The 12,186-nt window shown below is 63.1% G+C and carries 12 protein-coding genes; 9 read left to right on the top strand and 3 right to left on the bottom strand.

The genetic code is table 11. The features are described 5' to 3' along the window. Positions 1 to 160 precede the first annotated feature (160 nt). Positions 161 to 811, top strand: coding sequence for a TetR family transcriptional regulator C-terminal domain-containing protein (locus P9A16_RS02380; protein ID WP_023515508.1), 651 nt, complete (start codon positions 161 to 163; stop codon positions 809 to 811). A gap of 18 nt (positions 812 to 829) precedes the next feature. On the opposite strand, the gene P9A16_RS02385 is transcribed toward P9A16_RS02380, so the two are convergent. Further along, positions 830 to 1,759 (bottom strand): DMT family transporter, encoded by a 930-nt coding sequence (locus P9A16_RS02385; protein WP_245290399.1) that lies wholly within the window; start codon positions 1,757 to 1,759, stop codon positions 830 to 832. Positions 1,760 to 1,920: 161 nt separating this feature from the next. Between P9A16_RS02385 and P9A16_RS02390 the strand changes: the two genes are divergently transcribed. Both P9A16_RS02390 and P9A16_RS02395 read left to right on the top strand, forming a co-directional pair. Next, positions 1,921 to 2,559 (top strand): exopolysaccharide biosynthesis protein, encoded by a 639-nt coding sequence (locus tag P9A16_RS02390; protein WP_023515510.1) that lies wholly within the window; start codon positions 1,921 to 1,923, stop codon positions 2,557 to 2,559. A 133-nt stretch (positions 2,560 to 2,692) separates the two neighbouring features. Next, entirely contained in the window at positions 2,693 to 2,995 is a 303-nt protein-coding gene (locus P9A16_RS02395; RefSeq protein ID WP_024270840.1) for a pentapeptide repeat-containing protein, read from the top strand. 22 nt (positions 2,996 to 3,017) lie between these two features. On the opposite strand, the gene preA is transcribed toward P9A16_RS02395, so the two are convergent. Both preA and P9A16_RS02405 read right to left on the bottom strand, forming a co-directional pair. Then, positions 3,018 to 4,331: an NAD-dependent dihydropyrimidine dehydrogenase subunit PreA gene (gene preA, locus P9A16_RS02400; RefSeq protein WP_023515009.1), complete on the bottom strand. Its 1,314-nt coding sequence runs from the start codon at positions 4,329 to 4,331 to the stop codon at positions 3,018 to 3,020. 12 nt (positions 4,332 to 4,343) lie between these two features. Continuing rightward, a complete protein-coding gene (locus tag P9A16_RS02405) occupies positions 4,344 to 5,705 on the bottom strand; it encodes an NAD(P)-dependent oxidoreductase (protein WP_023515010.1) in 1,362 nt (453 codons plus the stop codon). Positions 5,706 to 5,951: 246 nt separating this feature from the next. Here P9A16_RS02405 and P9A16_RS02410 point away from each other — a divergent pair, with 246 nt between their 5' ends. The 6 genes from P9A16_RS02410 (at position 5,952) to P9A16_RS02435 (ending at position 12,146) form a co-directional block, all read left to right on the top strand. Then, the gene (locus P9A16_RS02410; RefSeq protein WP_023514930.1) at positions 5,952 to 6,905 is read left to right on the top strand and encodes a sugar-binding transcriptional regulator; all 954 of its coding nucleotides are present in this window, start codon (positions 5,952 to 5,954) and stop codon (positions 6,903 to 6,905) included. 160 nt (positions 6,906 to 7,065) lie between these two features. Beyond that, positions 7,066 to 8,379 carry an ABC transporter substrate-binding protein gene (locus tag P9A16_RS02415; RefSeq protein ID WP_023512975.1) on the top strand — a complete coding sequence of 438 codons (1,314 nt, stop codon included), beginning with the start codon at positions 7,066 to 7,068 and terminating at the stop codon, positions 8,377 to 8,379. A gap of 256 nt (positions 8,380 to 8,635) precedes the next feature. Further along, positions 8,636 to 9,508: a carbohydrate ABC transporter permease gene (locus P9A16_RS02420; RefSeq protein ID WP_023512974.1), complete on the top strand. Its 873-nt coding sequence runs from the start codon at positions 8,636 to 8,638 to the stop codon at positions 9,506 to 9,508. Between the two features lie 15 nt (positions 9,509 to 9,523). Beyond that, positions 9,524 to 10,348: a carbohydrate ABC transporter permease gene (locus P9A16_RS02425; protein ID WP_024270841.1), complete on the top strand. Its 825-nt coding sequence runs from the start codon at positions 9,524 to 9,526 to the stop codon at positions 10,346 to 10,348. Positions 10,349 to 10,374: 26 nt separating this feature from the next. Continuing rightward, on the top strand, positions 10,375 to 11,376 hold the full coding sequence (locus P9A16_RS02430) for an ABC transporter ATP-binding protein (RefSeq protein WP_023516518.1): 1,002 nt from the start codon (positions 10,375 to 10,377) through the stop codon (positions 11,374 to 11,376). Continuing rightward, the gene (locus tag P9A16_RS02435) at positions 11,373 to 12,146 is read left to right on the top strand and encodes an L-iditol 2-dehydrogenase (protein WP_023516519.1); all 774 of its coding nucleotides are present in this window, start codon (positions 11,373 to 11,375) and stop codon (positions 12,144 to 12,146) included. The genes P9A16_RS02430 and P9A16_RS02435 overlap by 4 nt, the downstream gene beginning before the upstream one ends. Positions 12,147 to 12,186: the final 40 nt, after the last annotated feature.

Raw genomic sequence — 12,186 nt, forward strand, 5'->3', positions numbered from 1 at the left:
TGGCTGATAATTTGACCGGTTGGTAAACATTACAGCTTCCGTTGCGGCACTCAAGCCGAAAAACCAAAAACTTGGGCTGCGCCGAAGAAAATGGCGGCTGGTTAAACTGGTGAATTTGGCGGCACTTTTCCGGTTCGACGGGCAAGGCCGAGGGGGCACGATGGCATTACCAAGGGCGGCGAGGACACAGCGGCGCACGCGCATCCAGGAGGCGAAGGAGGAGCAGATCCTCGAGGCGGCGCTGGAGGTTTTCTCGCTGCACGGCTTTCGCGGTGCCACCGTCGACCAGATCGCCGAGGTGGCCGGCATGTCGAAGCCGAACCTGCTCTACTATTTCCGTACCAAGGAGGCGATGCACCGGGCGCTGATCAACCGGGTGCTCGATACCTGGCTCGATCCGCTGCGCGAATTCGATGCGGAAGGCAACCCGGTGTCGGAAATCCGCAGTTACATCAGGCGCAAACTGGAGATGGCGCGCGATTTTCCGCGCGAAAGCCGGTTGTTCGCCAATGAAATCCTGCAGGGCGCGCCGAACATCGAGGACGAACTGAAGGGGCCGCTGAAGTCTCTCGTCGACGAGAAGGCGGAAGTCATCCGCACCTGGGCGAAGGCGGGCAAGATCGCCAAATGCGACCCGTATCACCTGATCTTCTCGATCTGGTCGACCACCCAGCACTATGCCGACTTCGACGTGCAGGTGCGCGCCGTGCTCGGGCAGGATCAGGCCGGCGAGGGCCGGTTCGAGGATGCGGCGCGCTTCCTCGAACAACTCTTCATCGGCGGTCTCAATGTCAGCGAAGAGCCGGTCTGACGCCTTTTCCGAGCCGGATCAGTCCGGCAGAAGCGCCATCAGCGCCAGGCCGCAGGCGGTGACGAGGGCGCCGGCCAGGACTGGCAGGCTCGCCCAGCCGTGACCCAGAATGCCTTCGAGCAGGATGATGAAGCTCGGCGTCAGATAGCCGTAGCCCAGCAGCTTGGAGGCCGGCAGGCGCATCGAGGCATATTGCAGGAGCAGGAACGTGCCGGCCGTGGTGACGACGGCCAGATAGGTGACGGCAGCGTAGACAGCGACGGGCAGGGCGGAGAAATCCGTTGCGATCAAGCTTCGGATACCTGGCGGGATCAACCAGAGCGTTGCGCCCACCGTTACCCAGAAGCCGAAGCCGACGGCCGATTCGCCCCGGTCGAAGCGGCGGATCAGTGGCACGTAGAGCGCATGGCAGACGACGCCGACGAAGAAGATCATCTCGCCGGTGCCGACATCGAAGGCGAGGATGGCATCGATATTGCCCCGGAAAATCACCCACACGGCGCCGGCCGCGGCGATGAGGAGACCGGCGAGTACGCCGGGCCGCGTCCTCTGGCCGAGCACCGGCAAAGCGAAGCCGGCACTCAGGAGCGGCATCAGCGTGAAAACCGCGCCGGTGGCGACGGGGCTGGTGAACTCCAGCGCCATGAACATGGTGAGCATGTAGATGGCGATCAGCCCGCCGAGCAGCAGGAAGCGCCAGGCCTGCTTCGGCAGCGTCAGCGGAACCCTGAAGGCGCCGAAGGCGAGCGCCGCCATGACGACGACGGTCAGGATGTAGCGCCAGAGCATGAGCGGCTCGGCCTCCATGTAGCGCGCCGCAAGGCCCCCGAAGGAGAAGGAGCCGGCGATCAGCACCGCAAAGAGCAGCATGGCGAGATGCCCCTTCAGCTTTTCGCGGCCTTTTGCATGGATGGAGAGGCCCGCCGGGGCCGGCATACGCTTCGTCAAGAAAATCACCCTATTGTCTGCGGTGCGGCATGCTCATAGAGCAAATCCGGCATGTGTGCGTAGCTGTTTTGCATCCGCAACAGCGAAAATTCGGGGCGCGCCACTCCCACAGGAAAGCCGCAATCGCCGCCCATAGGCGGCGGCACGCGAGAGGACATTGCATGACGACGGCCATCGGCTTCAAGGACACGGACCGCAAGACGAGCGAACTGCTCGAGGACATCATCCACTCGATCAAGGGCGAGCACATCACGCTGCGCGATCTGCTCGCGATGATGGGCGAAAGCGGCCTGCTCCTGCTCTGCGCCTTTCTGTCGCTGCCCTTTCTGTTCCCGGTCTCGATCCCTGGCGTTTCCACTGTCTTTGGTGCCGGTATCGTCCTGATCAGCGCGGCGATCACGCTCAACCGGTTGCCCTGGCTGCCGCAAAAGGTCGCCGACCGGCGGCTGGAAAGCGGCAAGCTGCGGCCGGTGCTGGAGCGCGGCGTGAAATTCCTGCGCAAGTTCGACCGGTTCTTCAAGCCGCGCATGACGGGGCTGACGTCAGGCGCGGTGATGAACCGCGTCAACGGCCTGGTGCTGATGGGGGCGGGGGTTCTTCTCATGGCGCCGCTCGGGCTCATTCCCTTCTCCAACACGCTGCCGGGCGTCGCCATCCTGCTGCTGGCCGCCGGCATTTCGCAGCGCGACGGGCTGGTGGTGCTGGCCGGCTATGGCATGGTGGTGATGACGATCGTCTATTTTGCCGGGCTGGCGCTGCTGGCCTACAGCGCCGGGCAGAGCTTCAATTTCTTTGGGTGAGAGCGGCTTCGCATTTGATCCGAAGCCTCGCTGCAACGGGTGTGTCGCATAGCCCCGGCTTGAGTTTGCATGCGTGACGTTTACGATAGACTCCCAAGTCGACGATCACTGGGTTCTATCAAGGAAGCAGGGAATGAAGCTTCATCGCGTGACGCATGTCCTGGATGTCAACGATACCAATCTCTCGGGTTCGGTTTTCAATGACGCGAACTTGTCAGGTGTCACCTTCAACCAGATCAACTTCTCCGGCGCTCGCTTCAATGACAGCAACATGTCCGGGTGGCGTGTCAACGACGTGAACCTGTCGGGGTCCCAATTCCAAAACGTCAATCTTTCTGGGGTCGAGTTCACGAATTGCAGGCTCGCCGGCGCCACTCTGAACGGCATACCCCTTGATGATCTCGTTGCACTCTACGAGGCGTCGCGGAAAGCCTGAACTTCCCGCGACGAGGCTTTTTCTACTCCGCAGCCTGCCTGGCCATCGGGTTGTTCGGATGCGTCGTCCAGTTGGCGTAGTTCGGATCCACCGGTTTTCCGGTGCGCTGGTCGAGCACGCCGGGTTCCAGTTCCACCATGGTGATGCAGTTCTCCACCGGGCAGACGTTGACGCAGAGATTGCAGCCGACGCACTCGTCCTCCATCACTTCGAAATGCCTGACGCCATCGACGAACTGGGTGATCGCCTGGTGCGAGGTGTCCTCGCAGGCGATGTGGCAGCGTCCGCACTTGATGCAGGCATCCTGGTCGATGTGGGCCTTTGCGATGTAGTTGAGGTTGAGGTACTGCCAGTCCGTGACGTTGGGCACCGCGCGGGCGATGACGTCGTCGAGGCTGCGGTGGCCCTTGGCGTCCATCCAGCTTGAAAGCCCGGTGATCATCTCCTGCACGATCTTGAAGCCGTAGGTCATCGCGGCCGTGCAGACCTGCACGTTGCCGGCGCCGAGCGCCAGGAACTCGGCCGCATCGCGCCAGGTGGTGATGCCGCCGATGCCTGAAATCGGCAGGCCGTAGGTTTCCGGATCGCGGGCGATCTCGGCCACCATGTTGAGCGCGATGGGTTTCACCGCCGGGCCGCAATAGCCGCCATGGGTGCCCTTGCCGCCGACCGTCGGGTTGGGCGCGAAGCTGTCGAGGTCGACGGACACGATCGAGTTGATCGTGTTGATCAGCGACACCGCATCGGTGCCGCCGGCCTTGGCCGCGCGCGCCGGCTTGCGGATATCGGTGATGTTGGGCGTCAGCTTGGTGATGACGGGCATGCGGGTGTACTGCTTGCACCAGCGCACCACCATCTCGATATATTCCGGCACCTGGCCGACTGCCGCGCCCATGCCGCGTTCGGACATGCCGTGCGGACAGCCGAAGTTGAGCTCGATACCGTCGGCGCCGGTCTCTTCCACCAGCGGCAGGATCGCCTTCCAGCTCTCCTCTTCGCAGGGCACCATGATCGAGGCGATCAGCGCCCGGTCCGGCCAGTTCATCTTCACCTGCTTCATCTCGCGCAGGTTCGTGTAGAGGTCACGGTCGGTGATCAGCTCGATATTGTTGAGGCCGAGAAGTCGTCGGTCGGCGCCCCAGATCGCGCCGTAGCGCGGGCCGTTGACGTTGACGACCGGCGGGCCTTCTTCGCCGAGCGTCTTCCAGACCACGCCGCCCCAGCCGGCCTTGAAGGCGCGCTCGACATTGTAGGCCTTGTCCGTCGGCGGCGCGGAGGCGAGCCAGAAGGGGTTGGGCGATTTGATGCCGACAAAGGTGTTGCGAAGATCAGCCATGTCTCATCTCCCTCAAGCGACGGCAACGGAAGGCTGCACACCGGCAGCCAGCATGCGGTTGATCGAATCGGCCGCATCGCGGCCCTGTGCGACGGATGTGACCGTCAGGTCCTCGCCGGCCTTCACGCAGTCTCCCCCCGCCCAGACATTGGCGACGGACGTACGGCCTTCCGCATCGATGGCGATGCGGTTGCCGGCCATGGCGAGCGAACCGAGGCCGGCGGCCTCGAACGTCTGGCCGATGGCCTTGAAGATCTGGTCGGCGGCGAGCGCGCCGATTTCGCCGGTGCCTTCGAGCTTGCCGTCGCGCATCTCGGTATATTCCACCTCGATGCCGGCGACATGGCCGTCTCTTGCGATGACGCGTTTCGGCTGGAGCCAGTGGCGGATCATCACGCCCTTGGAGGCGGCGAGATCCTGCTCGAATTCCGAGGCGTTCATCTGCTCCTTGCCGCGGCGGTAGCAGATCGTCACCTCCTCGGCGCCGAGCAGCTTTGCCTGTACGGCGGCGTCGATCGCCGTCATGCCGCCACCGATGACGACGACGCGCCGGCCGACGGGGATCGTCGCCTTGTCCGTCGCCTGGCGCAGTTCCGCGATGAAATCGACCGCATCGACGACGCCGGGCAGGTTTTCGCCCTCCGCGCCGAGCGCGTTGACACCGGAAAGGCCCATGCCGAGGAAGACGGCGTCGAAATTGCCGGTGAGATCGGCAAGGGTGAAGTCGCGGCCGAGTTTCAGGCCGTTCTTCACCTCGATGCCGCCGATCGCCAGCACATAGTCGACTTCGCGCTGGGCGAAATCGTCGACCGCCTTGTAGGTGGCGATGCCGTATTCGTTGAGGCCGCCGGCCTTTTCGCGTGCTTCGAAGATCACGACGTCATGGCCATCCATGGCGAGGCGGTGGGCGCAGGCAAGTCCCGCCGGGCCGGCCCCGACGACCGCCACGGCCTTGCCGGTGCGGGCGGCGCGTTCGTAAAAGTGTTTGTTCTCCGTCATCGCCACGTCGGTCGCGTAGCGCTGCAGGCGGCCGATTTCCACCGGGCGGTGCTCGGCGGTGTTGCGCACGCAGGCCTGTTCGCAGAGCGTCTCGGTGGGACAGACGCGGGCGCACATACCGCCCAGAATGTTCTGGTCGAAAATGGTGTTCGCCGAACCGATCGGGTTGCCCGTCGAGATCTGGCGGATGAACAGCGGAATGTCGATGGAGGTGGGACAGGCCGTCATGCACGGCGCGTCGTGACAGAAGTAACAGCGGTCGGCGGCGACCAGGGCCTCGTGATCGTCGAGGCGTGGATGCAGGTCGGAAAAGTTCGTGTCGTATTCGGCAGGCGCAAGACGCCCCCGATGGATCCCAGATTGCGTCGTTCCCATAGTTATCTCCCATTCGCGTGGGCTTTTTGAATGAGAGAACGGTAACTCAGGTTTATTTTTTTATCAAACGGTAAAATTTCAAAAGAAATGCTGGTTTTTCAGTGCTTGCAGCGGAAATAAATATGAGAAATCCGGTTATGTTTTTGTGTTGCATTGCGGGATACTGTTCCAGCTGCGCCGTTACATGGCGTTTGACAGGTCGCCGGAAAAGATGCAGCAAATCCTTTGGAACATCTGGGGAAAACCATGGCGAAGCGGACGGAAACAGCCGGGCGGCTGGACGATGCGGCAAGGGCCGGTTGGCTCTACTATGTCGCGGGCCGCACGCAGGACGAAATCGCCTCCGCCATGGGCATCTCCCGTCAGTCGGCGCAGCGGCTTGTTTCGCTCGCCGTCGCCGAGCGGCTGATCAAGGTGCGGCTCGATCACCCGATCGCTGAATGCCTGGAACTCGGCGAGGAGCTACGGAAGAAATTCGGGCTCGTGCATGTCGATATCGTGCCGAGCGATCCGGGCTCGACCTCGACGACGATCGGCATTGCGGAAGCCGGTGCGGCGGAAATCGAGCGCTGGCTGAAGAAGGCCGAGCCGATCGTGCTCGCCGTCGGCACGGGGCGCACGCTGAAGGCGGCGATCGACCAGCTTCCGGCGATGGAATGTCCGCAGCACCGCATCATGTCGCTGACCGGCAATATCGGGCCGGATGGTTCGGCGGCATACTACAACGTCATCTTCTCGATGGCCGACGCGGTGAAGGCGCGGCACTATCCGATGCCGTTGCCGGTTCTCGTCTCCTCCACGGAGGAGCGTGACCTCCTGCACAAGCAGAGCCTCGTGCAGTCGACCCTCCAGCTCGGCCGACAGGCCGACGTCGCCTTCGTCGGGATCGGAGAACTCGGCGCGGATGCACCGCTCTGCCTCGACGGCTTCCTCGACCCGGAGGAAATGGCGCGGCTGATGGAGGAGGGGGCCGCCGGCGAGATCTGCGGCTGGATGTTCGACCGCGACGGCAAACTGCTCGACGGCAGCATCAACGAACGCGTTGCCTCCGTGCCGCTGCCGCCGCGCGAGACGACCACCGTCATCGGCCTTGCCAAGGGCAAGCGCAAATATACGGCGCTGCTTGCGGCGCTGCGCGGGCGCATGATCAACGGCGTCATCACCGACGAATCGACCGCCCGCCACCTGCTTTCGGCCTGATCGAGAGCCGTCTCCCACGCAGAAATTTCCCATGAGATTCAACAGGTGCTGCCCTGCCTTGTGCGGTGCAGCAACGATTGGTCGTTGACTTGTTGCGGCAATATGCGAGTAATTGCCCATGAGCAAAGCAAATGCTCAAAACCCTTCTGGGAGGAAGATGATGAATTTGAGAACCCTTCTGCTGGGCGTCAGCTCGGCCGCTCTCCTGTGCGGTTTCGCCAATGCCGAAACCCTGACCATCGCCACCGTCAACAATGGCGACATGATCCGCATGCAGGGGCTGACGGAAGATTTCACCACCAAGAACCCCGACATTGAACTGAACTGGGTTACGCTCGAAGAGAACGTGCTGCGCGAGCGCGTCACGACCGACATCGCGACCAAGGGCGGCCAGTACGACATCATGACGATCGGCACCTACGAAGTGCCGATCTGGACCAAGCAGGGCTGGCTCGTGCCGCTCGACAATCTCGGCGCCGACTACGACGCCGACGACCTGCTTCCGGCCATCCGCTCGGGTCTGACGGGCGAGGACGGCAAGCTCTACGCCGCGCCGTTCTACGGCGAGAGCTCCTTCGTCATGTACCGCAAGGACCTGATGGAGAAGGCCGGGCTGACCATGCCCGACGCGCCGACCTGGGAGTTCATCGGGGAAGCTGCCCGCAAGATGACGGACCGCAATGCCGGCATCAACGGCATCTGCCTGCGCGGCAAGGCCGGCTGGGGCGAGAACATGGCGTTCCTGACCGCCACGTCCAACGCCTTCGGTGCCCGCTGGTTCGATGAAAACTGGAAGCCCCAGTTCGACCAGCCGGAATGGAAGAACACGCTCGACATGTACGTCAAGCTGATGGCCGACGCCGGCCCGCAGGGCGCATCGTCGAACGGCTTCAACGAGAACCTGGCGCTGTTCCAGCAGGGCAATTGCGGCATGTGGATCGACGCCACGGTTGCCGCCTCCTTCGTCTCTAACCCCAAGGAATCGACGGTCGCCGACAAGGTCGGTTATGCGCTCGCTCCCGATACGGGTCTCGGCAAGCGCGGCAACTGGCTCTGGGCCTGGAACCTCGCCATTCCGGCCGGCTCGCAGAAGACCGCGGCGGCGGAAAAGTTCATCGCCTGGGCGACCAGCAAGGACTACACCAAGCTCGTCGCCGAAAAGGAAGGCTGGGCGAACGTTCCTCCGGGCACGCGCTCCTCGCTCTATGCAAATGCCGAGTATGAGAAGGCGGCACCCTTCGCCAAGATGACGCTCGACTCGATCAATGCTGCCGATCCGAAGAACCCGGCCGTCAAGCCGGTGCCCTATGTCGGCGTGCAGTTCGTCGCCATCCCGGAATTCCAGGGTCTCGGCACGACGGTCGGCCAGCTCTTCTCGGCGGCGCTCGCCGGCCAGATGTCGGTTGACGACGCGCTCGCCCAGGCCCAGCAGGTCACCACCCGCGAAATGACCCGCGCCGGCTACATCAAGTAATACCTCCTCCCCAAGGACAGGCTGCCCGGACGTGCTCCGGGCAGCCGATAGACGGGGTGTTGTTTCCGGCGCTTGCCCCTCACTTGCCTGCCGGCATCCTCTCCCCGCAAGTGGGGAGAGGAACGATGGGCGCTCCTTTCTGCCCCTTCTCCGTGTTTGCGGGGAGAAGGTCCGGGTAGGGGGATGAGGGGCGGCTCCGCCCTGGAATGATGTCGTGACTGCACAGGCCGGCCGGACCGGCTCTCGGGAGGAAATCATGGCGACGGAGAACACGCGCGGGCTGGCGCGTCTGATGTTGGCGCCCTCTGTGGGGCTGCTTTTGGTCTGGATGATCGTGCCGCTGGCGATGACGCTGTGGTTCTCGTTCCAGAACTACAACCTCCTGAACCCGGCCAATGTCAGCTGGGCGGGGCTGTTCAACTATCAGTACTTCTACACCGACCCGGCCTTCTTCCAGTCGATCTGGAATACGCTCGTGATCGTCGTCGGCGTGCTCTTCATCACCGTCATCGGCGGCATTGCCATCGCGCTTCTGCTCGACCAGCCGATGTGGGGGCAGGGCATCGTGCGCATCATGATCATCTCGCCCTTCTTCGTCATGCCGCCGGTGGCAGCGCTCGTGTGGAAGAACATGATCATGCATCCGGGCTACGGGGTGCTGGCGGATATCAACCGCGCCGTCGGCCTGCAGCCTGTCGACTGGTTCGCGCAATATCCGCTGTTCTCGATCATCATCATCGTCGCCTGGCAGTGGCTGCCCTTTGCGACCCTCATCCTGCTCACCGCGCTGCAATCGCTCGACGGCGAGCAGAAGGAGGCGGCGGAAATGGACGGCGCGGGTTTCGTGTCGCGCTTCGTCTACCTGACGCTGCCGCATCTCGCCCGCTCGATCACCGTCGTCATCCTGATCCAGACGATCTTCCTGCTCGGCGTCTACGCGGAAATCCTCGTCACCACCAATGGCGGTCCGGGTTATGCCTCGACCAACCTGCCGTTCCTGATCTACCGCACCGCGCTCCTCGGCTACGACGTCGGCGGCGCCTCGGCCGGTGGCATCATCGCCGTCATCCTCGCCAACATCGTCGCCTTCTTCCTGATGCGCGCCGTCGGCAAGAACCTGGACAAGTGAGAGAGGGACAAGACCATGGCTAGAGCCGTCTCAACAAGAAGAACCGTCGTCTTCACCATCGCCGCCTGGATCATCGCGCTGATCATCTTCTTCCCGATCCTCTATACGATCATCACTTCCTTCAAGTCCGAGACCGAGGCAATCCAGGGCTTCAACCTTCTGCCTTCGGGTACGGTCGAGAGCTATGCGGCGGTGCAGGCGCAGAGCAACTATTTCAAGTTCTTCCTGAACTCGGTCATTCTGTCGCTCGGCTCGACGCTCCTGGCGCTGTTGATCGCCGTACCGGCCGCCTGGTCGATGGCTTTCTCGCCGACGGCGAAGACCAAGGACATCCTGATGTGGATGCTCTCGACCAAGATGATGCCTGCCGTTGCCGTGCTAGTGCCGATCTACCTGATCTTCCGCGACACGGGCCTGCTCGACAGCCGTATCGGCCTCACCGTGATGCTGACGATGATCAACCTGCCGATCGTCATCTGGATGCTCTACACCTATTTCCGGGAAATCCCCGGCGAGATCCTGGAGGCCGCGCGCATGGATGGAGCCTCGCTCTGGGGCGAGATCGTCTACGTGCTCACCCCGATGGCGGTGCCGGGCATAGCCTCGACCATGCTGCTCAACATCATCCTCGCCTGGAACGAAGCCTTTTGGACGATCCGGCTGACGACGACGAACGCCGCGCCGCTGACCGCCTTCATCGCCTCGTTCTCGAGCCCTCAGGGTCTTTTCTGGGCCAAGCTCTCGGCAGCTTCGACGCTCGCCATCGCCCCGATCCTGATCATGGGCTGGTTCAGCCAGAAACAGCTTGTCCGCGGCCTCACCTTCGGCGCCGTGAAGTAACGAACAGACCTCGGGGAGGGACCATCATGGGCAAGATCATCCTGAAGAAAGTCAACAAGTCCTTCGGCACGACGCAGGTCATCCCGGGCATCGACCTTGCCATCGAAGACGGCGAGTTCGTCGTCTTCGTCGGCCCGTCGGGCTGCGGCAAGTCCACGCTGCTGCGCCTCATCGCGGGCCTTGAGGATACCACCAGCGGCACCATCGAGATCGACGGCAAGGACGTGACGTCGGCGGCGCCTGCCAAGCGCGGGCTTGCCATGGTGTTCCAGTCCTATGCGCTCTATCCGCATATGACGGTGCGCAACAACATCGCCTTCCCCTTGAAGATGGCGAAGACCGATCCTGCCATCATCGACAAGAAGGTGACGGAAGCCGCACGCGTGCTCAACCTCACCAACTACCTGGAGCGGCGGCCCGGGCAACTGTCCGGCGGTCAGCGCCAGCGCGTGGCCATCGGCCGGGCGATCGTGCGCGAGCCGTCGGCCTTTCTCTTCGACGAGCCGCTGTCGAACCTCGATGCGGCGCTGCGCGGCACGATGCGGCTCGAAATCAGCGAACTGCATCATCAGCTGAAGACGACGATGATCTATGTCACGCACGACCAGGTGGAAGCCATGACCATGGCCGACAAGATCGTCGTGCTGAACGCCGGCAATATCGAGCAGGTCGGCTCGCCGCTCGATCTCTACAACAAGCCCGACAATCTCTTCGTTGCCGGCTTCATCGGCTCGCCGCGCATGAATTTCGTCAAGGGCGAGGCGGCCAAGCCGTACAATGCGCCCACCGTCGGCATCCGACCCGAGCATATCCGCCTCTCCAAGGAGAGCGGGACGTGGAAAGGCGTGGTCGGCGTTGCCGAACATCTCGGCTCGGACACGTTCCTGCATGTCAATACCGACGGCATCGGCATGATGACCGTGCGCGCCGGTGGCGACTTTCCCGTCACCCACGGCGATACCGTCTTTCTCACGCCCGACACAACGCGCCTCCATCGCTTTGACGACGCCGGGAAGGCGATCCGATGAAACGGCTGGAGGGCAAAAGCGCGCTGATCACGGGATCGGCGCGTGGCATCGGCCGCAGTTTCGCGGAAGCCTATGTGCGGGAGGGTGCGCGCGTCGCCATCGCCGACATCGCTATCGAGCGGGCGCGGGCGACGGCCGACGAAATCGGACCGGCGGCCTATGCCGTGGAGATGGACGTGACGCGGCAGGCTTCCATCGACGCTGCCATCGCGGCCTGCGTGAAGGAGGCCGGTGGCCTCGACATCCTCGTCAACAATGCCGCGCTGTTCGATCTGGCGCCGATCGTCGAGATCACGCGTGAAAGCTACGAAAAGCTGTTCTCGATCAATGTCGCCGGCACGCTCTTCACCCTTCAGGCGGCGGCAAAGCAGATGATCGCGCAGGGGCGCGGCGGCAAGATCATCAATATGGCAAGTCAGGCCGGGCGGCGCGGCGAAGCGCTGGTCGGTGTCTATTGCGCCACCAAGGCGGCGGTGATCAGCCTCACCCAGTCTGCGGGGCTGAACCTCATCAAACACGGCATCAACGTCAATGCCATCGCGCCCGGTGTGGTCGATGGCGAGCACTGGGACGGTGTCGATGCGCTGTTCGCCAAATACGAGAACCGGCCGCGCGGCGAGAAGAAGCGCCTGGTCGGTGCGGAAGTGCCCTTCGGCCGTATGGGCACCGCCGAGGATCTGACGGGCATGGCGGTCTTCCTGGCCTCCCAGGAGAGCAACTACATCGTCGCGCAAACCTACAATGTCGACGGCGGCAACTGGATGAGCTGAGGCCCGCACCGCGCGGACCTTGCCAGCAGACGAGACCGGA

The sequence above is a fragment of the Shinella sp. 838 genome (assembly GCF_029623935.1).
In the GTDB taxonomy this organism is placed as follows: Bacteria; Pseudomonadota; Alphaproteobacteria; order Rhizobiales; family Rhizobiaceae; genus Shinella.

Excerpts from the sequence above, each read along its gene's own strand:
- P9A16_RS02380 (WP_023515508.1), top strand. The coding sequence starts at position 161 with ATGGCATTACCAAGGGCGGCGAGGACACAGCGGCGCACGCGCATCCAG.
- P9A16_RS02390 (WP_023515510.1), top strand. The coding sequence starts at position 1,921 with ATGACGACGGCCATCGGCTTCAAGGACACGGACCGCAAGACGAGCGAA.
- P9A16_RS02395 (WP_024270840.1), top strand. The coding sequence starts at position 2,693 with ATGAAGCTTCATCGCGTGACGCATGTCCTGGATGTCAACGATACCAAT.
- preA (WP_023515009.1), bottom strand. The coding sequence starts at position 4,331 with ATGGCTGATCTTCGCAACACCTTTGTCGGCATCAAATCGCCCAACCCC.
- P9A16_RS02405 (WP_023515010.1), bottom strand. The coding sequence starts at position 5,705 with ATGGGAACGACGCAATCTGGGATCCATCGGGGGCGTCTTGCGCCTGCC.
- P9A16_RS02410 (WP_023514930.1), top strand. The coding sequence starts at position 5,952 with ATGGCGAAGCGGACGGAAACAGCCGGGCGGCTGGACGATGCGGCAAGG.
- P9A16_RS02415 (WP_023512975.1), top strand. The coding sequence starts at position 7,066 with ATGAATTTGAGAACCCTTCTGCTGGGCGTCAGCTCGGCCGCTCTCCTG.
- P9A16_RS02420 (WP_023512974.1), top strand. The coding sequence starts at position 8,636 with ATGGCGACGGAGAACACGCGCGGGCTGGCGCGTCTGATGTTGGCGCCC.
- P9A16_RS02425 (WP_024270841.1), top strand. The coding sequence starts at position 9,524 with ATGGCTAGAGCCGTCTCAACAAGAAGAACCGTCGTCTTCACCATCGCC.
- P9A16_RS02430 (WP_023516518.1), top strand. The coding sequence starts at position 10,375 with ATGGGCAAGATCATCCTGAAGAAAGTCAACAAGTCCTTCGGCACGACG.
- P9A16_RS02435 (WP_023516519.1), top strand. The coding sequence starts at position 11,373 with ATGAAACGGCTGGAGGGCAAAAGCGCGCTGATCACGGGATCGGCGCGT.